This is a genomic window from Sphingomonas sp. CCH9-E2 (assembly GCF_001557215.1).
Lineage (GTDB): Bacteria > Pseudomonadota > Alphaproteobacteria > Sphingomonadales > Sphingomonadaceae > Sphingomonas.
This window is the reverse complement of the sequence record NZ_LSJM01000005.1, coordinates 14176-34335: the sequence shown is the minus strand read 5'-3', so window position 1 is coordinate 34335 and position 20160 is coordinate 14176. Positions and strand designations below refer to the sequence as shown.

General features: G+C 65.9%; 15 protein-coding genes. 7 read left to right on the top strand and 8 right to left on the bottom strand.

Translation table 11 applies throughout. The features are described 5' to 3' along the window. Nucleotides 1–190: 190 nt before the first annotated feature. Entirely contained in the window at nt 191–403 is a 213-nt protein-coding gene (locus AX681_RS00360; protein WP_066658172.1) for a cold-shock protein, read from the top strand. A gap of 63 nt (nt 404–466) precedes the next feature. Further along, entirely contained in the window at nt 467–667 is a 201-nt protein-coding gene (locus AX681_RS00355; protein ID WP_066658170.1) for a hypothetical protein, read from the top strand. A gap of 272 nt (nt 668–939) precedes the next feature. Here the strand turns inward: AX681_RS00355 and AX681_RS00350 are convergent, their stop codons facing one another. The 3 genes from AX681_RS00350 to AX681_RS00340 form a co-directional block, all read right to left on the bottom strand. Then, a complete protein-coding gene (locus tag AX681_RS00350) occupies nt 940–3645 on the bottom strand; it encodes a TonB-dependent receptor (RefSeq protein WP_066658167.1) in 2706 nt (901 codons plus the stop codon). A gap of 135 nt (nt 3646–3780) precedes the next feature. Beyond that, nucleotides 3781–5913, bottom strand: a complete 2133-nt coding sequence (gene ligA, locus AX681_RS00345) for an NAD-dependent DNA ligase LigA (protein WP_066681504.1) — start codon at nt 5911–5913, stop codon at nt 3781–3783. A gap of 65 nt (nt 5914–5978) precedes the next feature. Further along, nucleotides 5979–8108, bottom strand: a complete 2130-nt coding sequence (locus tag AX681_RS00340) for a S9 family peptidase (RefSeq protein WP_066663730.1) — start codon at nt 8106–8108, stop codon at nt 5979–5981. Between the two features lie 147 nt (nt 8109–8255). On the opposite strand from AX681_RS00340, the gene AX681_RS00335 reads away from it, so the two are divergent. Further along, nucleotides 8256–8720: a hypothetical protein gene (locus tag AX681_RS00335; protein WP_231734835.1), complete on the top strand. Its 465-nt coding sequence runs from the start codon at nt 8256–8258 to the stop codon at nt 8718–8720. Nucleotides 8721–8753: 33 nt separating this feature from the next. On the opposite strand, the gene AX681_RS00330 is transcribed toward AX681_RS00335, so the two are convergent. Further along, complete coding sequence (locus AX681_RS00330; RefSeq protein ID WP_066657937.1) at nt 8754–9296, bottom strand: DUF3617 domain-containing protein; 543 nt, start codon at nt 9294–9296, stop codon at nt 8754–8756. Nucleotides 9297–9722: 426 nt separating this feature from the next. Between AX681_RS00330 and uvrB the strand changes: the two genes are divergently transcribed. Both uvrB and AX681_RS00320 read left to right on the top strand, forming a co-directional pair. Next, nucleotides 9723–11912 carry an excinuclease ABC subunit UvrB gene (uvrB, locus tag AX681_RS00325; RefSeq protein ID WP_066657939.1) on the top strand — a complete coding sequence of 730 codons (2190 nt, stop codon included), beginning with the start codon at nt 9723–9725 and terminating at the stop codon, nt 11910–11912. A gap of 41 nt (nt 11913–11953) precedes the next feature. Next, nucleotides 11954–12490 carry a hypothetical protein gene (locus tag AX681_RS00320; protein ID WP_082737866.1) on the top strand — a complete coding sequence of 179 codons (537 nt, stop codon included), beginning with the start codon at nt 11954–11956 and terminating at the stop codon, nt 12488–12490. A 379-nt stretch (nt 12491–12869) separates the two neighbouring features. Here the strand turns inward: AX681_RS00320 and AX681_RS00315 are convergent, their stop codons facing one another. Then, nucleotides 12870–13433: a hypothetical protein gene (locus AX681_RS00315; protein WP_066657944.1), complete on the bottom strand. Its 564-nt coding sequence runs from the start codon at nt 13431–13433 to the stop codon at nt 12870–12872. Nucleotides 13434–13498: 65 nt separating this feature from the next. Between AX681_RS00315 and AX681_RS00310 the strand changes: the two genes are divergently transcribed. Beyond that, nucleotides 13499–14089: an NADPH-dependent FMN reductase gene (locus tag AX681_RS00310; RefSeq protein ID WP_066657946.1), complete on the top strand. Its 591-nt coding sequence runs from the start codon at nt 13499–13501 to the stop codon at nt 14087–14089. Here the strand turns inward: AX681_RS00310 and AX681_RS21695 are convergent. Both AX681_RS21695 and mutS read right to left on the bottom strand, forming a co-directional pair. Continuing rightward, on the bottom strand, nt 14086–14256 hold the full coding sequence (locus tag AX681_RS21695; RefSeq protein ID WP_156442628.1) for a hypothetical protein: 171 nt from the start codon (nt 14254–14256) through the stop codon (nt 14086–14088). The two genes, AX681_RS00310 and AX681_RS21695, sit on opposite strands and share 4 nt — an antisense overlap. After that, nucleotides 14253–16829, bottom strand: coding sequence for a DNA mismatch repair protein MutS (mutS, locus tag AX681_RS00305; protein ID WP_066657949.1), 2577 nt, complete (start codon nt 16827–16829; stop codon nt 14253–14255). The genes AX681_RS21695 and mutS overlap by 4 nt, the downstream gene beginning before the upstream one ends. Nucleotides 16830–17061: 232 nt before the next feature. Between mutS and AX681_RS00300 the strand changes: the two genes are divergently transcribed. Then, complete coding sequence (locus tag AX681_RS00300) at nt 17062–19320, top strand: NADP-dependent malic enzyme (protein ID WP_066657958.1); 2259 nt, start codon at nt 17062–17064, stop codon at nt 19318–19320. Here the strand turns inward: AX681_RS00300 and AX681_RS00295 are convergent. Continuing rightward, entirely contained in the window at nt 19317–20144 is an 828-nt protein-coding gene (locus tag AX681_RS00295; RefSeq protein ID WP_066657960.1) for a class I SAM-dependent methyltransferase, read from the bottom strand. The two genes, AX681_RS00300 and AX681_RS00295, sit on opposite strands and share 4 nt — an antisense overlap. Between the last annotated feature and the right edge of the window lie 16 nt (nt 20145–20160).

The window sequence follows — 20160 nt, the reverse complement described above, 5'->3', positions numbered from 1 at the left end:
GGAAGGGGCACCGCCTCACCCCGCCCCGGGCACCGCCCTTGTAAATTCGAGGGAGTGCGCGCATATAGGGGCGGCTACAGTCGCAAATCGACGGTCTTCGGTGCTTTGCGGCCCCTTCTTCCTTCTTTCCCTGCCTCCGCAGCTCGAGGTCCGCCCAATCGGGGCGCGCCGCTTAAAGAAGGAATATCCAATGAGCATCACCGGAACCGTCAAGTTCTTCAATTCGGACAAGGGCTATGGCTTCATCGCCCCCGACAATGGTGGCGGCGACGCATTCGTCCACATCTCGGCCGTTGAGCGCGCCGGCATGGCGACGCTGAACCAGGACCAGCGCGTCAGCTACGAGCTGGAGCAGGACAAGCGCGGCAAGATGGCCGCCGTGAACCTGCAGGCCGCCGACTGATCCGCGACGGGCGGGGCGCATTCTGCGTTCCGCCCGCCGTTCCCCCAGAAACAGGAGCGCCCGATGGCTGCCCAGACGCTGACCTATCGTGACAATGCGGCGAAATGCCGCGCCGATGCCGATGCGGCGACGCTCGACAATGTCCGCGACCGCAATCTGCGTGCCGAGGCCGCCTGGCTCGCCATGGCCGACCGCCAGCAGCGCACCGAAACCGCCCGCGCCGAGCGTGAGGCCAATGTAATCCCCAGACAGGAACCCGAGTGACCCCGAATTTCAGTAATCACGCTCACCAGCCTACCCCAATTCTCCGTCCGGCCCGCCCGCAGCTTTCGCTGTTCGCCCGCCGCACCCCCGACGACCGCCGCGCCGCCGCAATCGCCCGCGCCGCCGTCCTCGAAGTCATCGGATAGCATCACCTTTTCGCGCTGAAGGAGCGACGGTCCCGCACCGTCCCCGGCGCGAATGTAACCGCACAAAAGAAAACCGCCGCCCCGGTCACCCGGGACGGCGGTGTTTCTGTCAGCTCAGCGGGTCGATCAGAAACCGACGACCAGCGAACCCATGATCGTGCGCGGATAGCCGATCTGCGAGTTCGGCGCGTTGCCGTAGTTGGTGATCGCGCCGACCGAGTTGAAGGTCGGACCCTGGTTCAGGTTGCCCGAGAAGCCACCCACCCACAGTTCGTCGAACACGTTCAGCACGTTGAGCTGGAAGTAGGTCTTGTCGTTCAGACCGGCCCATTCCAGGTTCACGCGGGCGTTCAGGTCGACCAGCGTATAGGCCGGCGTCTTGGCCGGGTACACTTCGTAGGTGGTGCCCGAAACGATCGCACGAACCGGCTCGTTGGTGTCGTAGACATAGCGCGGACCGGTGCGCTTGATGCGCGTACCGAGTTCCACCGGACCCAGATCGAGCTGTGCGCCACCGCCGAAGTTCCAAACCGGCGCGCCAGCTTCGGCCTTGCCAGCGGTCTGGGCGAAGATCGGGGTGCCGATCGGGCCCAGCGGACCAGCCGCCGTGGTCACGCCAACCTGGACGTTCTCCTGGATTTCCGACTTCAGGTACGAACCGAAGGCGTAGAGGCTCAGTTCGGGGATCGGACGGAAGCCGACGCTGCCGTCAAAGCCCCACTTCTTCACCTGACCCAGGTTGCGGTAGATCGTGCGATCCAGCTCCGCATCATAGGCCGAAGCAAGACGGTTCTGGTAGTTGGTGTACCAGCCCGAGAACTGCACCTGCACCATGCTGGTGTTGTAACGCACGCCCAGGTCGAAGTTGTCCGACGTTTCCGGCGTCGGCTTGGCCTGTGCCGCCGTCACCGGGAAGTAGAAGCTGTTATACAGGTTATCCGTACCCGGAACCTGCAGACCCTTCGAATAGTTGGCGAACAGCGCCAGATTGTCGATCAGCGTGTAGGTGAAGCCGACGTTCGGCAGCACGCGGTTATAGTTGAAGATGCGCTGCTGCGGACCCTGGATCGGGAAGGTGCCGACGCCCGGAACGTTCTGCGTCGCAGCGTTCGCGAGATAGGCGGCCTGTGCGGCGGCGTCGTCGGTGAAGCACTCGACGAAGCCCGCAGCGCTCGACGTGGCGCAATAGTTGGTCAGGTTGCGACGGAAGAACGGGGCGCGGATGCCTGCGTTGACCACCAGGTTGCCGTCCATGAACTCGCCGCGATACTCGCCCGAGACCTGATGCAGGATCGCGAACGACAGGCGGTCGCGCTTCTGCAGGACGCGACCATTGCGGTCAGTCAGCGGTGCGTTGACCGGGAACACGTCGAACGGCTGGCCATTCCCCTGCAGGAAGCCGACTTCGCCGGTCTGACGGTGACGGGCACGGTCATAGGTGTAGGCGATACGGATCGACTGGCCGTCCATGAAGTCCCAGCGCAGCGAGCTGATCACGCCGATACGGTGAGTCTGGGTCTGGCTCGGCGCCAGCAAACGAACGGTATCCAGCGCATCCCCGTCGCCGTTCAGGTCGCGACCGAAATACGGCACACCAGCAATGTAGCCGACCTGGCAGCTATTGGTTGCGGAGGTGGGTGTGAGAGCGCAGTTGCCGATGTTGGCGGTGCCGCTCGCCGGGTTGACGTCGCGAAGGCCTTCTTGAGCGACGACCGTGCCGCCGCCATTGGCCTTCACATACTGGTACGACGGGTCAACCGACAGGACCAGACCTTCACCCAGCGTGAACTTCGATGCGCCGCGGATGTTGCCCGTGTTGGACGGATTGAAGCGCTCGTCGAAGATCGATCCGCAGCTGTTCGCACCATCCGGATCGACATAGCCAGCCGCGAGGATCTGCGCAGGCGTTTCGGTGACGCGGTTCTGTTGGGTCGTGCAGCGCGCGACGGTGTATTGACGCTCGTCCGTGGTGATCGGGAAGCGGTTGCTCGAGTTCGGGCCGACGACGCGCGAACCGGTCACGGCCGCCGTGTCGGTACGCAGCGGCACCGAACCCTGGAAGTTGTTGCGGTTCTGGTTCCAGTGACCCGACAGCGAGAGGAAGTCGCCATTGTCGCCGAGCGGCTGATAGAGGCGCGCGTTGAACTGCTGCTTCTCGATCTGCGCGTCCTTGTTGAACGGCGAATGGTTGCGCGCCATGCTCGCCGAAACGAACGCGCGGGTGCCCGATGCGGTCAGCGAACCGGTGTCGACCATGCCGAAAATGCGCATGAAATCGAAATCGCCGGCCGAACCGACCAGCTTCACGCCGAAATCTTCGCCCGGAACGCGGGTACGATAGTTGACGGTCGAACCGGTCGCCGCGGCGGTCGGGCTGTCCACGTCGGTCGAGCCGAGGTTGACGTTGACCTGCTGGATCAGCTCGGGATCGAGCTGCTGGTTCGAATAGAGCGCATAGTTGCCCGAGTCGTTCAGCGGAACGCCGTCAAAGGTCTGGCTGATGCGGGTCGAGTCGAAACCGCGGATGGTCAGCGTGCCGCCCGACGAACCGTACGGATCGTTGTTCTGGAAGCTGACGCCCGGCAGCGCGTTGATCGTGTCGTTGATCGTCTGACCCGGTGCACCACGCTGGATGAACTCGTCGGTCAGGACGGCCTTCGCCTTGCTGGTCTCGGGAAGGACCACGCCGGCGACGCCCGAGGGGGTAGCCGTACCGGTGATGACGATTTCGCCCTCGTCCTCGAAATCGACCGAACCGGTCGACTGCGCGTGTGCCGCGGCAGGAAAGGCGAGCGCAGCAACAGCCGCGCCGATCAGCAGATGGTTTCGCATTCTGGTCCCCTTAGGATGGGCTGTTCAAAGCCTGCACAAGCGGTGTCTTTACACCGTCTTACGCTGCCCCATGGGGACGCTTCTTTGCGGAATTGTTACAGTTCAATCAAGCGAATTGTGCGTTGCAAAAAAGCATCACCTTGCAGCTGTAACAATCTCGTTCCACGCCGCCTCGTCGATCACGCGAATCCCCAGTTCTGCGGCCTTTTTGAGCTTCGACCCGGCGCCCGGACCCGCTACGATCAGGTCGGTCTTGGCCGACACCGAACCCGACACCCGCGCACCCAATGACTCCGCCTGCGCCTTCGCCTCGTCGCGACTCAGCGTTTCGAGCGATCCGGTGAAGACGACCGTCTTGCCCGACACTTCCGAGTCGCGCGCCTCGACCACGAACCGGGGCGGGGTGACTTCGGCGAGCAGGTCGTCCCATACCGCGCGGTTGTGTGGCTCGTGGAAAAAGTCGGCTAGCGCATGGCCGACCGCCGCGCCGACATTCTCGATCCCGATATGCTCGGCGATCGCCTTGTCGCGCCGCGCGTGGAACTTCGCCTCGGGCTCGCCCAGCGCAGGGGTGATCGACGCGCGCAGCGCGATGATCTCGTCCGCCAGCGCGGCGAGGGCGGGGAGGGTCTCCAGCCGCTTCATCAGGTCGCGCGCGGTGATGTTGCCGATGTGCCGGATACCCAGCCCGAACAACAGCCGCGCCGCGTCCGGCTCCCGCTTCGCCTCGATCGCGGCGAGCAGATTGTCGACCGACTTCTCCTTCCACCCCTCGCGTCCCAGCAGCGCGTCGCGATGCGCGCTCAGGCGGAAGATGTCGGCCGGTTCGGCGATCCAGCCCAGGTCGAGAAACTCGACGATTGTCTTCTCGCCCAGCCCCTCGATGTCGAGCGCGCCGCGGCTGACGAAATGCTTGAGCCGCTCCAGCCGCTGCGCCGGGCAGATCAGCCCGCCGGTGCAGCGCACATCGACCTCACCCTCCTCGCGCGTCGCCTCGGACTGGCAGATCGGGCAATGGGTGGGGAATGCGAACGCCGGCCGCTCGACGTCGCGCGTCAGATTCTCGACGATCTGCGGGATCACGTCGCCCGCGCGCTGCAGCACCACCCGGTCGCCCGGACGCACGCCAAGCCGCTCGATCTCGTCGGCATTATGCAGCGTCGCATTGGTCACCACCACGCCGCCCACCGTGACCGGCTCCAGCCGCGCCACGGGGGTCAGCTTGCCGGTGCGCCCGACCTGAATGTCGATCTCGCGCAGCGTCGTCTCAGCACGCTCGGCCGGGAATTTATGCGCGATTGCCCAGCGCGGCGCACGCCCGACGCTGCCCAGCCGCTCCTGCCAGTCGAGCCGGTCGACCTTGTAGACGACGCCGTCGATGTCGAATGGCAGGTCGGCACGCAGCGCCTCGATCTTGCGATATTGCGCCAGCGCGGGTTCGACCTGCACGCATTCGACGAACAGCGGATGGACCGGAAAGCCCCAGCGTTCGATCGTCTTCATCACCGCGAACTGGCTCTCGCCGGGCAGCGCGCTGGTCTCGCCCCAGCCATGCGCCAGGAAGCGCAGCGGCCGCGCGGCGGTGACGCTGGCATCCTTCTGCCGCAGCGATCCGGCGGCGGCGTTGCGCGGATTGGCGAACTGCCGCGCCTCCTTGCCGCTCGCTTCCGCCTCGGCCGCGAGCCTGGCGTTGAGCGCCAGGAAATCCTCCTTGGCCATGTACACCTCGCCGCGCACCTCGAACACATCGGGCGCATCGGCGGGCAGTTCGGTCGGGATGTCGCCGATCGTCAGCGCATTGGCGGTGACATTCTCACCCACCTGCCCATCGCCGCGCGTCGCCGCCAGCACCAGCCTGCGGTTCTCGTAGCGCAGCGAACAGGACAGCCCGTCGATCTTGGGTTCGGCGGTCAGCGCGACGCGGTCGCCTTCGCCCAGCGACAGGAACCGGCGCACGCGCAGCACGAACTCGATGACCTCTTCGTCCGAAAAGGCATTGTCGAGGCTCATCATCGCCCGCGCATGCGGCACCTTGGCGAGATGTCCGGCGGGCGCTGCCCCGACCAGCTTCGAGGGCGAATCCGCGCGCACCAGATGCGGGAACGCCGCCTCGATCGCGGCATTGCGCCGGACCAGCGCGTCATAGGCCGCGTCGCTGATCTCCGGCGAATCCTCGGTGTGATACAGCGCGTTGTGGCGCGCGATCTCTGCGGCCAGCCGCTCCAGCTCGGCGGCGGCGTCGATGTCGGTGGCGGGGAGGGTGTCCATGGTGCTTCGCTAGCCGGGTTGCTCGACGCTTTGAAGCGCCTCCCCTGAAGGGGAGGGGCTTTGATTTACTTCACCTTCAACTGGTCCAGCGCGAACGCCAGATATTCCGCCTGTTCCCTGAACCGCTCGAACCGCCCGGACTTGCCGCCATGCCCGGCCTCCATATTGGTGCGGAACAGCAGCGGGTTGGCATCGGTCTTCAGCGTGCGCAGCCGCGCGACATATTTGGCCGGCTCATAATATTGCACCTGGCTGTCCCACAGCCCGGTGCCGACAAAGATCGCCGGATAGGCCCCGCGCTTCAGCTGATCATAGGGCGAGTAGCTGAGCATATAGTCATAGCTCGCCTTGTTCTCCGGATTGCCCCACTCGTCATATTCGCCCGTCGTCAGCGGGATCGTCGGGTCGAGCATTGTCGTCACCACATCGACGAACGGCACCAGATTGACGATCGCGGCATAATCCTGCGGCGCCATGTTGGTGATGCCGCCCATCAGCAGCCCGCCCGCGCTGCCGCCCATCGCGGCGACGCGGCCTTTCTTGGCATAGCCCTGATCGACCAGATACCGGGTCACGTCGATAAAGTCGGTGAAGCTGTTCTTCTTGTTGAACATCCGCCCCTGATCATACCAGGCGCGGCCCATTTCCTGCCCACCACGGATATGCGCGATGGCATAGACCATCCCCCGGTCGAGCAGGCTGGGGAGCATCGGCGAAAAGCCCGGATCGGTCGAATAGCCATAGCTGCCATAGGCGTACTGGAACAGCGGCGCGGTGCCGTCCTTCTTGAACCCCTTGGCATAGACCAGGCTCACCGGTACCTTCGTCCCGTCGCGCGCGGTCGCCCACACCCGCTCGGTGACATATTTGCTCGCGTCGTATCCCGGCACCGGCGTGACCTTCAGCGTGCGGCGCTCGCCGGTCTTCATATTTGCCTCGATCACCGTCGACGGCGTGGTCAGCGAATTATAGGTATAGCGGACCCAGTCGGTTCCGGTCTCGGCATTGGTGCTCAGCCCCATGCTGTACGCCGGCTCGTCCGCCTCGACAAAGCTCGACTTGCCGTCATTGCCCAGCAGCCGCAGCCTTTTGTTGCCGCCCGACCGCTCCTCGATCGCCAGATACTGGTCGAACGGCTGCACATTCTCGATGAACACCTTCGCGCTGTGCGGGACGACGTCCTTCCACGCCGCCTTGCCCGCACCGGTCGCGCTGTCGGCCACTGTCATCAGCCGATAGTTCGGCGCGTTCCAGTTGGTGCGGATGATCCAGCGGTCGCCGACATGGTCCGCGCCATAGAGGAAATCGGTCTCGCGCGGCGCCAGCACGGTGAACTTCACCGGGTTCGCCGTCGGCGCACAGCGCTGTTCGTCGCTCACCGTCTTGCCCGAATAGATACAGATGAACTTCTCCGAACTCGTCGTGCCCAGCCCGAGCGAATAGGTGTCGTCCTTCTCCTCATAGATCAGCCGGTCGGCGCTCGCCGGGGTGCCAAGCACATGCGCCTTGACCCGCTTGCCCAGCAGCGTGACCGGGTCCTTCTCGATGTAGAAGATCGTCTTGTTATCCCCGCCCCAGGCGAACCCTGCCTGCACGTTCGGGATCGAGTCCTCCAGCGTCTTGCCGGTAGTCAGGTCCTTGACCTTCAGTACGAACTGCCGCCGCCCGATCCGGTCTTCGGCATAGGCCAGCAGGCGATTGTCGGGGCCGACCCCGCTGCTGCCGATCTGGAAGAAATTGGCACCCTTCGCCATTTCCGGCTGGTCGAGGATGATCTCCTCCGGCGCGTCCATGCTGCCCTTGCGCCGCGCGACGATCGGGTAGCTGCCGCCGACCTCGAACCGCGTGTAATAATAATAGCCATTGTCGAGATAGGGGACGCTGCTGTCGTCCTGCTTGATGCGCCCCGTAATCTCCTTGAACAGCGCCTCCTGCATCGGCTTGGTCGGGGCGAGCACCGCGTCGGCATAGGCGTTTTCGGCGGCGAGATAGGCGAGCATCTCCGGGTTCTTGCGCGTATCGTCGCGCAGCCAGTAATATTCGTCCTCGCGCACCGCGCCGAACGGCGCCTTCACCTGATGCGGCTTCTTCGCGGCGACCGGCGGCGTTGGCGCGCTCGGTACGTCCTGCGCGGCCAGCGGCGTGGCGGCGAGGATCAGCCCGACGGCGGCGAAACGGTGAAACGAGCGAACCATGCGAATCCCCTTGAAATCCTTGGGCCAAGCCTGCGGCAAAGCCCGCGCAGCATCAAGCTGTCCCGGATTTGGTTACTGCCGTATTCTCCGCGCTTGAGCCGCGCTGCCGCGCGATGCTAAGCCGCGCGCACCGGGGAGGGGTTTCTGGTGAATGACCATGCAATGCGTGCGTCCGCGCCGCATTACGATACGACGCTCGACCGCGCGGGCCTGGCGTTGGCGCTCGGCGGCGCATTGGGTGGCATCGTCGTCCTGCTGCTCGTCATCGCGGCGGGGCAGCGCGAGCCGGTGTCGCTCGCCGCGGCCTGGGTACTCGGCACGATCTTCTCCGCACTCGGCATCGCCGGGGCAGGGGGGCCGCTCTGGCTGGTCCTCCACCTTGCTGGCTATCGCCGCGCCTGGCATGCGGCCGTGCTCGGCGCGATCATCTCGCTGGTCCTGTTCGTCGGCGCACAAACCTATGGCTTCGGCTTCCTCGCCGTGCCCACCAGCGACCTGCGCACCACCCTGTTCCGCTGGATCAGCGCGCTCGGCACCAGCGCGTTGCTCGCGGTCGTGGCGGCGGGCATTGCGCTCGCGATGTGGCGCGTGGCCTATCGCCGGGTGATGTGACCCAATTCCTCCCCTGCACAGCAGGGAGGAATGCTAAGCCTTCGTCCCCGGACAATCCCCCAGCCGCTTCCCGCTGGTCTTGGCCTTGATCTTCATCGTCCGCGCGCCGCCGGGCATCGATGTTTCCATCTCGTTATCGATCGCGAACGCATCGTCGCTGAACGTGCCGCTGATCTTCATCGTCATCTTGCCGGTGTCGGCATCGCAGACCAGCGTACCGTCGATCTTGCCGCCCGCCATGGTGAATGTTTCATAGGTGCAGCGACCCTTGCTCTGCGCAAGCACCTCGGCCGGCGGCGACTTGGCCTGTTCCGGTGTCACGCAATTCTTCCCGATCTGCTTCTTCTGCAGCATCATCTTGGTCATTTCGTCCTTCACCGGGCCCTCGAGTCCGGGGATGTCGATCGACACCGTCTCGACCGTCGTCTCCCATTCGCCCGGATTGAACTTGGCCCCACCCGCCGCATCGACCTTGGCCGCGACCTCCTCGGGCGAGGCATTGGTGACGGACACGCCCCCGCTGCCACAGGCGGCAAGGGTGAGGACTGCGATGGGGGTGAAGGCGATGGTGCGCATGGATGGGCTCCTCTCGATTTTGCGGCAATGCTGGACCGTGGCTCGGCTAAGCGCAACAGACAAAGCGGCAATTGTTCTTTATTTGTTCTGATCTTCATGCTAGGGTCGTCGGATGCAAGCTGCATCATCCTCGACCGGTTTCGGATGCGCCGCCGTCGTCCTGTCCGTCCGCCACACGCGCGTCACGCGGCTGTCGCATCGTCGTCGCAATGCTGTCGCTTCGGTGTCGCGTCGGCGTCGTTTCACCGCCGCGTTGCGATCGCGCTGCAGTCTTACGACGGTCGCTGCGGCGGTGCGTCAGAGTTGCGTTCGCCAACCCGCGCTCTGGGAAACCGCCGTGAAACCCCGGCGTTTTTGTCAGCATCGTCTGTCAGCCTGACGGTCGTCCCCATTTGCACCCCCATGTGAAGGCCCCATATTCCCCCCATGGCGATCCAGATCCGCACCAGCCTTGCCGAGCCCGAAACCGGCCCCGGTTTCGTTCCCCACCGCCCGAACCGCCCCGAAAAGAGCGAGGGCGGGCGGCCGTTCAAGCTGGTCAGCGACTATTCCCCGGCCGGCGACCAGCCGACCGCGATCAAGGAACTGACCGAAGCCGCGCTGGCGGGCGAGCGCGATCAGGTGCTGCTCGGCGTCACCGGCTCGGGCAAGACCTTCACCATGGCGAGCGTGATCAACAATCTTCAGCGTCCGGCGCTGATCCTCGCTCCCAACAAGATCCTCGCCGCCCAGCTCTATGGCGAGTTCAAGAGCTTCTTCCCGGAGAATGCGGTCGAATATTTCGTCAGCTATTACGACTATTACCAGCCGGAGGCGTACGTCCCCCGGTCGGATACCTACATCGAGAAGGAAAGCTCGGTGAACGAGGCGATCGACCGGATGCGCCATTCGGCCACCCGCTCGCTGCTCGAACGCGACGACGTGATCATCGTCGCCTCGGTCTCCTGCCTCTACGGCATCGGCTCGGTCGAAACCTATTCGGCGATGATCTTCGACCTCAAGAAGGGCCAGGTCGCCGATCAGCGCGAGATCATTCGCAAGCTCGTCGCGCTCCAGTACAAGCGCAACGACGCCGCCTTCGCGCGCGGCAATTTCCGGGTGCGCGGCGACAGCCTCGAAATCTTCCCGTCGCATTATGAGGACACCGCCTGGCGGATCAGCTTCTTCGGCGATGATATCGAGGAGATTACCGAATTCGACCCGCTGACCGGAAGCAAGGTGGCGAGCCTCGACAGCATCCGCGTCTACGCCAACTCGCACCACGTCACGCCCGGCCCGACGCTCAAACAGGCGATGGAGGCGATCAAGCACGAGCTCGCCGAGCGGCTGAAGGAGCTGCATCTCGAGGGGAAGTTGCTCGAAGCGCAGCGGCTGGAGCAGCGCACCAATTTCGACCTCGAGATGATCGCCGCGACCGGCAGCTGCGCGGGGATCGAGAATTACAGTCGCTTCCTCACCGGCCGCCTCCCCGGCGAGCCGCCGCCGACGCTGTTCGAATATCTGCCCGAAAATGCGATCCTGTTCGTCGATGAAAGCCACCAGACGGTGCCGCAGATCGGCGCGATGGCGCGCGGCGACCATCGGCGCAAGATCACGCTCGCCGAATATGGCTTCCGCCTCCCCAGCTGCATCGACAACCGCCCGCTGCGCTTCAACGAATGGGATGCGATGCGCCCGCAGACCGTCAGCGTCTCGGCGACGCCCGGCGGCTGGGAAATGGAGCAGACCGGCGGCGTGTTCTCGGAGCAGGTGATCCGCCCCACCGGCCTGATCGACCCGCCGGTCGAGATCAAGCCGGTCGAGGAGCAGGTCCAGGACCTGATCGTCGAGTGCCGCAAGACCGCGGAGATGGGCTACCGCACCCTCGTCACCACGCTGACCAAGCGCATGGCCGAGGATCTGACCGAATATATGCACGAAGCGGGGATCAAGGTCCGCTACATGCACAGCGACGTCGAAACGCTGGAGCGGATCGAGCTGATCCGCGACCTGCGCATGGGCGTGTATGACGTGCTGATCGGGATCAACCTGCTGCGCGAAGGCTTGGACATTCCCGAATGCGGGCTGGTCGCGATCCTCGACGCGGACAAGGAAGGGTTCCTCCGCTCCGAAACCTCGCTGATCCAGACGATCGGCCGCGCCGCGCGCAACGTCGAGGGTCGCGTGATCCTCTATGCCGATCGCATCACCGGCAGCATGGAGCGCGCGCTCAACGAAACCAGCCGCCGCCGCGAAAAGCAGGAGGCATATAACCGCGAACACGGCATCACCCCGACCACGATCAAGCGCAATATTGGCGACATCATTGCCCATGTCGCGAGCAAGGATCAGGTGACGGTCGAGATCGAGGACGGCCCGGCCCACATGGTCGGCCACAACCTCCGCGCGTACATCGAGGAACTCGAAAAGAAGATGCGCAACGCCGCCGCGAACCTGGAGTTCGAGGAAGCCGGCCGCCTCCGCGACGAAATCCGTGCGCTGGAGGCCGAAGAACTCGGCCTGCCCGCAGGCGACCGCAAGGCCCCGGTGATGGGCCGCAGCAACGAAGGCAAGCCCGGCACGCGCAAGACCCGCTTCGGCAAGGTGCAGCGCAAATGGGGTGGGGGGAAGCGGTGAGCCGGTTGAGCCACGCGGCCCCTTCGCCCATAAGGCACGCCATGCGTTTCATTCCCCTGCTCGCCGCGTCGGTCGCTCTCGCCAGCTGCTCGAACGTCGTTCCGCCGGCCCCTGCCCCGGCGCCGCCGATGCGCCCGGTGCCGGCCCCGCCGCCCGTTCCGGTGCCACCGCCGCCGCCGCCCGCCAGCAGCGACTGGCGCGATTGGCCGGCTGCACGGGGTGACTGGAGCTACCGGCAGGAAGGGCAGGGCACGATCGCGTCGTTCGGCCTGCGCGCCGATCAGCCCGAACTCTCGCTGCGCTGCGACCGTGCGACGCGGCAGGTGCAGATCGCCCGGCGCGGTGAGGCGGCGGGGCCGATCACCATCCGCACCTCGACCACCGCGCGCAGCCTTGCCGCGCGTCCGACACCCGGTGCGCAGCCCTATCTCGCGGTGACGCTGCCCGCGACCGACCCGATCCTCGACGCGATGGGGTACAGCCGTGGCCGCTTCGTGGTGGAAATGCCGCCGCTCGCGCCGCTGGTCGTGCCAAGCTGGGCGGAAGTACAGCGGGTGGTGGAGGATTGTCGGCGCTGATCAATCCGCGCCAGAACTCCAGAATCGTATAAATTTCGGATAATTACAAGACTTGTTCTCACCTGCCGAAGTCGCCACATTGGGCATGTACCCAAATCAGGGTACGCCGTTTCAACAAGCGAAAGGAGGTGATCCGATGTCTCATGGTTCAGCAGTGAGGTCGGTTCAGTTCGTTCGGGAGACGCGCCGCTAAGTTTCTGCGTCGGATGGCCGCCGGAGGCGCTCCATCCGATCTGGCGTTCGGGAGGTATCCTCCTCCAATCAACGACGCCGCAGATGCGAAAGCGGTCCGCATGGTCTCCCGGGCTGGAGCTCTCCGGCCGCTGACCATGTCGGAGGTCACCGGGTGCCAGAGATGGCCCCGGTGGCCTCTTTCATTTCAAAGCAGGTAAACGACCAGATAGCGCGCCACGAGCGCCACCATCACCGCGACGCTCAACCGCTGGCCGCGCACCAGCATCGCCGCCACCATCAGCGCCGCCAGCACCACCGTCAGCGCGATTGCCAGCGGCCGCATCAGCACTCCGGCCATCGCCGGCGTCGCAAGATAAAATCCGATCTGGCACGCCAGCAGCGCCAGCATGACGCCCAGCACGATCCGCCGAACCCGAAAGAAATGGCTGTCCAGCTCCGCATGCTCACCCGGCTCCCGCGGAAACACCAGATGCGCGGCGAGATAATAAGCGCTGGCAAAGACGGTGATCGCCATCAGCGAATGGCCGGACACGCCGACCACGTCCCGCGTCATCCACGCCGCCTGCCAAAAGGACAGGAGGTCGAGCAGCACGAAAACGCCCAGCAGCGGCGTCAGCCACCCGATCCGCACCGTCGCCCCGGGCCGCAACCGCGCCTCGATCGCCCGGGCCAGGCCGCCCAGCACTTCGACGATCGATAGGCCGAGCAGCAGCCCGAACAACGCAAAGATGAACTCGAACTCGCTCATGGATTTTCCCCCGCCGCCAACTATCCATGTCAACACCGCCCTGTCGAGCGAAAGGCCCGCCGATCATGTCCGACCGCATCCTCGTTCTCTACGGCTCCTACCGCCGCGACCGCATGGGCATCCGCCTCGCCCGCTGGCTGACCGCACAGCTCACGGCCAAGGGCTGCGACGCCGAACTGATCGACGCGATGGAAATCGGCCTCCCGATGCTCGACCGGATGTACAAGGAATATCCGAAGGGCGAGGCGCCCGAAGCGATGGAGGCGCTCGCCACCAAGATCAAGACGGCGGACGGATTCCTGTTCGTCACCGGCGAATACAACTGGGGCATGCAGCCCGGCCTCAAGAACCTGACCGACCACTTTCTGGAGGAATGGTTCTGGCGTCCCGCCGCGATCGCCAGCTACTCCGCTGGACGGCTCGCCGGCGCGCGCAGCAATTCCTTGTGGCACCCGACTCTCAGCGAAATGGGCATGGTCGTGATCTCCTCCACGCTGACGGTGGGCCAGATCGGCCAGGCGATCGATGCCGACGACGTGCCGCAGGGGGAGGGCGGGGCGTCGCTCACCCGCGCCTTCCCGCGCTTCGCCGATGATTTCCTATGGTGGGTCGAGGCGGCCAAGGCCCAGCGCGCGCGGCGCGATCCGCCCTATTAAATGAAGAGAAGCAGCAGCCAGATTAGGAGCGCGACGATCAGCAACGGCGTTGCCAGGATCACCGCCGCCACCACCATCACCTCGGCCGCGCGCCGCTTGCCGAACCCCTCGCGCGAGCTGGCGTAGATCACCCACAACAGTCCGAAAAAGCCATTGTTGCGCATCATGCGTCACTCAATGCCTTGAGCCGGTACAGCGCGTCCAGCGCCTCGCGCGGGCTCAGCGCGTCGACGTCGAGCGCCGCGAGTTCCGCGCGCAACGGATCGACCGGCGCCGCTTCCTCCGCCACCATCGCGGCAAACAGCGGCAGGTCGTCCAGCCCCGCCGCGATCCCGCCGGTCTTCTCGCGCCCCGCCTCCAGCTTGGCGAGCACCGCCTTGGCCCGGCTGATCGTCATCGGTGGTAGCCCCGCAAGCCGCGCGACGGCCAGGCCATAGCTGCGGTCCGCCGGCCCCTCCGCCACCTCGTGCAGCAGCACCAGATCGCCCTTCCACTCGCGCGCCCGGACATGGTGCAGCGACAGCGCCTCGCACCGCTCCGCCAGCCGCGTCAGCTCGTGATAATGCGTCGCGAACAGGCAGCGGCAGCGATTATCCTCATGGATCGCCTCGACCACCGCCCAGGCGATGGCAAGGCCGTCATAGGTGCTGGTCCCGCGCCCGACCTCGTCGAGAATGACGAAGCTGCGCGGCGTCGCCTGCGCCAGGATCGCCGCGGTCTCGACCATCTCGACCATGAAGGTCGATCGCCCGCGCGCGAGATTGTCCGAAGCGCCCACCCGGCTGAACAACCGGTCCACCAGCCCCAGCTTCGCCCGCGCCGCCGGGACATAGGCCCCCGCCTGCGCCAGCACCGCGATCAGCGCATTCTGGCGCAAAAAGGTCGATTTGCCGCCCATATTCGGCCCGGTGACCAGCCACAGCCGGTTGCGTTCGGACAGCACGCAGTCATTTGCGACAAAGCGCTCGCCGCTCCGCGCCAGCGCCGTCTCCACCACCGGGTGCCGCCCGCCCTCGACCTCGAAACAGGCGTGCTCGACCAGAGCGGGTCGCGTCCAGCCGCCCTCCGCCGCGCGCTCCGCCAGCCCCGCCGCCACGTCGAGCCGGGCGAGTGCATCCGCGGTCGCGGCAATCGCCTCGCGCGTCGCCAGCGCGGCGGCGGTCAGATCCTCCAGATGCGCCGCCTCCGCCGCCAGCGCATGCGCGCCCGCCTGCGTCACCTTGACCGCAATCTCGTGCAGCTCGGGCGCGTTGAAGCGCACCACCCCGGCCAGCGTCTGGCGATGGGTGAAGCCGCTATCCGCCATCATCAGCGCATCGGCATGTTTCGCCGCCACCTCGATATGATAACCGAGCACGCCGTTATGCTTGATCTTGAGCGCGGCGATGCCGGTGCGGTCGCGATACTGCGCCTCGAGCGCCGCGATGGCGCGCCGCCCGCCCGCGCCCGCATCGCGCAGATCGTCGAGCGCGGCGTCATAGCCCTCGGCAATATAGCCGCCATGCGCCGCATCGATCGGCGGGGCAGGGACGAGCGCGCGCTGCAACAAGTCAATCAGCGCCCCATGCCCGCGCAGCTGCGGCGCAAGCTCGGCGAGCAGTGCGGGTACATCCGTCAGCCGCCCCAGTTTCTCGCCCAGCCGCCACGCGCCATCCAGCCCGTCGCGTAGCTGCCCCAGGTCGCGCGGGCTGCCACGCCCCGCCGCCAGCCGCCCCAACGCGCGCCCGATATCGGGCAGGCTACGCAACGCCCCGCGCACATCCTCACGTAGGCCCGGGTCCTCGTGAAACCGCTGCACCAGGTCCAGCCGCGCCTCGATCGCGCCGACATCCATCAGCGGCGCGGCGAGATCCTGCCCGAGCAACCGCGCACCCGCGCCGGTCACCGTCCGGTCGACCGCATCGAGCAGGCTGCCCTTGCGCGTCCCCGACTGGCTCTGCGTCAGCTCCAGGCTCTCGCGCGTCGCCGCATCGATCGCCATGCACGCATCCGACCGGGTGATGCGCGGCGGGCGCAGAAAGGGCAGGGCGCCCTTCGCCGTATGGTCGAGATAGGCGATCAGACCCCCGGCAGCCGCCAGCGCCGCGCGTCCGAACTGGCCGAACCCGTCCAGCGTCGCCACGCCGAACAGCGCCTTGATCCGCGCCTCGCCCCGGCTGCTGTCGAACTCGCCGCGCGGGCGGGTGGTGGTGGCGAGCATCTCCGCCTCGCTCCCCTCCGCCACGACGATCTCCGCCGGGTTGAGCTGCGCCAGCACCGCCGCGACCGCATCCGCGCTGCATTCGAGCAGCTCGAACCGGCCCGTGGAGATATCCGCCGCCGCAATCGCGACCGTGCCGCCCGCCTCGCCGATCGCGGCGCACCAGTTCGCGCTGCGGCTGTCGAGCAGCGCCTCTTCGGTCAGCGTGCCGGCCGTCACGACGCGGATGATCGCCCGTGCGACCAGCGCCTTGGATCCGCCGCGCTTCTTCGCCTCTTCGGGCGTCTCGATCTGATCGGCAATGGCGACGCGATGCCCCGCCTTGATCAAGCGCGCGAGATACCCCTCCGCCGAATGCGCGGGCACGCCGCACATCGGAATCTTGTCGCCGCCGTGCTCCCCGCGCGACGTCAGCGCGATGTCGAGGACATTGCTGGCGATCTTCGCATCGTCGAAGAACAGCTCGAAGAAATCGCCCATGCGATAGAACAGCAGGCAGTCCTGCGACTCCGCCTTGAGCGCCAGATACTGCGCCATCATCGGAGTGGGAGCGGCGGTCATTGCGCCCGGGTAGCCGAGCCCTTGCGATGCGGCAACGGGGGCCGGTTGCGGTGCCGATGATTCGTGTGGATGAACCCGATGTGCGGAAATCCGCACGCTCGGCATGGCTTCATGCGCCGATTGTTGCCGTGAATAGCGCATGACGCTGCGTCAAGGCGCGTTGCAATCCGCGCCCGCTCGCCCCTAAAGGGAAGCCGACCGGGAGAGCAAAATGTCCGATGAAGCCAATATCCAGTTTTCCGAGCGCGAGGCGCTGCTGTTCCACTCGGAGGGCCGGCCCGGCAAGATCGAGATCGTGGCGAGCAAGCCACTGACCACGCAGCGCGACCTCGCGCTCGCTTATTCTCCCGGCGTCGCGGTCCCGGTCCAGGCGATCGCCGACGACCCCGCCACGGCCTATGACTATACTGCCAAGGGTAATCTCGTCGCGGTCATCTCCAACGGCACGGCCATTTTGGGCATGGGCAATCTGGGGGCATTGGCGTCCAAGCCGGTGATGGAGGGCAAGGCGGTGCTGTTCAAGCGCTTCGCCGATGTCGACTCGATCGATCTCGAGGTGAAGACCGAGGATGTCGACGCCTTCATCAACTGCGTCGAACTGCTCGAACCCAGCTTCGGCGGGATCAACCTTGAAGACATCAAGGCGCCCGAATGCTTCATCATCGAACAGACGCTGCGCGAGCGGATGAACATCCCGGTGTTTCATGACGACCAGCATGGCACCGCGATCATCACTGCCGCAGGTCTGATCAATGCCTGCCTGCTCACCGGGCGCAGCCTCGGCGATATCAAGGTGGTGGTGAACGGCGCGGGTGCCGCCGCCATCGCCTGCACCGAACTCATGAAGGCGATGGGCGTGCGGCACGAAAATGTGCTGATGTGCGACCGCACCGGCGTCATCACCACCGATCGCGAAGGGGTGAACCAGTGGCAGTCGGCGCATGCCGCAACCACCGACCGCCGCACGCTGACCGAGGCTTTGGTCGGCGCCGACGTCTTCCTCGGCCTGTCCGCCGCCGGCGCGCTGAAGCCCGAAATGGTCAAGGACATGGCCCCGGCGCCGATCATCTTCGCCATGGCCAATCCCGAGCCGGAGATCCGCCCCGAACTGGCCAAGGCCGCGCGCCCCGATGCGATCATCGCCACCGGCCGGTCGGACTATCCCAATCAGGTCAACAACGTCCTCGGCTTCCCGTTCATTTTCCGCGGCGCGCTCGACGTGCGCGCGACGGCGGTGAATGAGGAGATGAAGATCGCCGCCGCCCGCGCCATCGCCGAACTGGCGCGCGAACAGGTGCCGGAGGAAGTCGCGCTCGCTTATGGCAAGGCGCACAGCTTCGGCCCCGAATACATCATCCCCGCCCCGTTCGATCCGCGCCTGATGGAGGTCGTGTCGATGGCGGTGGCCAAGGCCGCGATGGATTCGGGCGTTGCGACCAAGCCGATCCTCGACATGGCCGCCTATCGCCACACGCTGCGCGGTCGCCTCAACCCGACCACCTCGGTGCTCACCCTCGCTTATGAAGGCGCGCGCGCGCATCCCAAGCGCGTGATCTTCGCCGAGGCGGAGGAGGAAGTGGTGCTGCGCGCCGCCATCGCCTTCCGCGACGGTGGCTATGGTACGCCGGTGCTGGTCGGCCGCGACGATGTGCCCGATCGCCTGCGCGCGCTCGGCGTCAGCGATCCCGACAGCTTCGAACTGCACAACAGTCGCAACTCGCCGCTCGTCCCGGCGATGGTCGATTTCCTGTACAACCGGCTCCAGCGCCGTGGCTATCTGCGCCGCGACTGCGAGCGGATGGTGAACCAGGACCGCAACATCTTCGGCTCGCTGTTGCTGCAGCTGGGGGAGGGCGATGCGATGATCACCGGCGTCACCCGCACCTATTCGCAGACGCTGCGCGAAGTGCGCCGCGTGATCGACGTCGCCGATGGCCGCACCGCGTTCGGCATGCACCTTATGGTCGGCCAGTCGCACACGGTGTTCATCGCCGACACCACGGTCAATGAACGCCCCAGCGCCGAGGAACTGGCCGACATCGCCGAACAGACCGCCCAGGTCGCCCGCCAGATGGGCCATGAACCGCGCGTCGCGTTCCTCAGCTATTCGAACTTCGGCAACCCGAAGGGCGCGTTCCTCGAAAATATCCGCGACGCGGTGAAGGTGCTCGACGGGCGCGGCGTTAGCTTCGAATATGAAGGCGAAATGGCTCCCGACGTGGCGCTCAACCCGCGTCAGCTCGCCAACTATCCCTTCGCCCGCCTGTCCGGCCCGGCCAACATCCTGATCATGCCGGGCCTGCAGTCCGCGCATATCTCGGCCAAGCTGCTGCGCGAACTGGGCGGCGACAGCATGATCGGCCCGATGCTGGTCGGCATGGAAAAGCCGGTCCAGGTCGCACCGATGACCAGCAGTGCAGGCGACCTTGTGACGCTGGCGGTGCTCGCTGCGGGGGGGATCGCGCGCTAGGCGCGTGCGTCGATCCGCCAGCAGGCCGCAGTGAACCGGACGCGGTCGCCATCGACGAAGGGCGCAAATGCCCTCCGCAACTGCGCCAGCAGGGCGGTGCGCGGCGCATCGTCGAGTTGGTTCAGGGCGATACCGACGCGCCCCATGTGCAACAGATAGGCGTCAAGCCGCGCAACGGGCATGGTGCATTCGACGTCGAATGGCGTCAGAACTACGCGTGACCAGCCTGCATCGGCCAAGATGGTCCGAACGCGGTCCGCTGCCGCAAAAGCAAACTGACCCGGCGCGTCGGGCTGTTGCGGCGGAAGCGGGGGCAGCATGGGCGCGGCGGTGCGCTCCGCACAGGTCATGAACGGGTTCTCCTTAGGCGAGCGCCAGGCAAACGCCGTCAACGGCGCATCCGGCAGCAGCATGGCACGGATCTGTTCAAAGGCGGCCACCGGGTCGTCGAAGAACATGATCCCGAAGCGGGAGACCGCCATGTCGAACGGCGTATTGGCGGCGATGCGCGACGCGTCCCCGGCAATGAACCGGGCGTCAACGCCGCACGCCCGAGCGCGCTCGCCGGCGAGCTCGATCATCGGCACGGATAGGTCTGCGCCGGTCGCATGGCCGCGTCCAGCGATCGCCCGACCAATTGCAATTGTGGTCGCGCCAGTTCCACAGCCGATGTCGAGAACGTGGCGTGCGCCCTGGTCTTTTACCGCATCGACCAACGCAGTCTCGAACGGCTCAAACAGCTGATCGAGCGTGCTTTGCATCGTCAGCCATGCGTCGGCGGCCGGGCCATTCCACAACTGCTCCTGGGTTATCGTCTCGATCATCGTTCGTCCTTTCGCT

Excerpts from the sequence above, each read along its gene's own strand:
- AX681_RS00360 (WP_066658172.1), top strand. The coding sequence starts at position 191 with ATGAGCATCACCGGAACCGTCAAGTTCTTCAATTCGGACAAGGGCTAT.
- AX681_RS00355 (WP_066658170.1), top strand. The coding sequence starts at position 467 with ATGGCTGCCCAGACGCTGACCTATCGTGACAATGCGGCGAAATGCCGC.
- AX681_RS00350 (WP_066658167.1), bottom strand. The coding sequence starts at position 3,645 with ATGCGAAACCATCTGCTGATCGGCGCGGCTGTTGCTGCGCTCGCCTTT.
- ligA (WP_066681504.1), bottom strand. The coding sequence starts at position 5,913 with ATGGACACCCTCCCCGCCACCGACATCGACGCCGCCGCCGAGCTGGAG.
- AX681_RS00340 (WP_066663730.1), bottom strand. The coding sequence starts at position 8,108 with ATGGTTCGCTCGTTTCACCGTTTCGCCGCCGTCGGGCTGATCCTCGCC.
- AX681_RS00330 (WP_066657937.1), bottom strand. The coding sequence starts at position 9,296 with ATGCGCACCATCGCCTTCACCCCCATCGCAGTCCTCACCCTTGCCGCC.
- uvrB (WP_066657939.1), top strand. The coding sequence starts at position 9,723 with ATGGCGATCCAGATCCGCACCAGCCTTGCCGAGCCCGAAACCGGCCCC.
- AX681_RS00320 (WP_082737866.1), top strand. The coding sequence starts at position 11,954 with ATGCGTTTCATTCCCCTGCTCGCCGCGTCGGTCGCTCTCGCCAGCTGC.
- AX681_RS00315 (WP_066657944.1), bottom strand. The coding sequence starts at position 13,433 with ATGAGCGAGTTCGAGTTCATCTTTGCGTTGTTCGGGCTGCTGCTCGGC.
- AX681_RS00310 (WP_066657946.1), top strand. The coding sequence starts at position 13,499 with ATGTCCGACCGCATCCTCGTTCTCTACGGCTCCTACCGCCGCGACCGC.
- AX681_RS21695 (WP_156442628.1), bottom strand. The coding sequence starts at position 14,256 with ATGATGCGCAACAATGGCTTTTTCGGACTGTTGTGGGTGATCTACGCC.
- mutS (WP_066657949.1), bottom strand. The coding sequence starts at position 16,829 with ATGATGGCGCAGTATCTGGCGCTCAAGGCGGAGTCGCAGGACTGCCTG.
- AX681_RS00300 (WP_066657958.1), top strand. The coding sequence starts at position 17,062 with ATGTCCGATGAAGCCAATATCCAGTTTTCCGAGCGCGAGGCGCTGCTG.
- AX681_RS00295 (WP_066657960.1), bottom strand. The coding sequence starts at position 20,144 with ATGATCGAGACGATAACCCAGGAGCAGTTGTGGAATGGCCCGGCCGCC.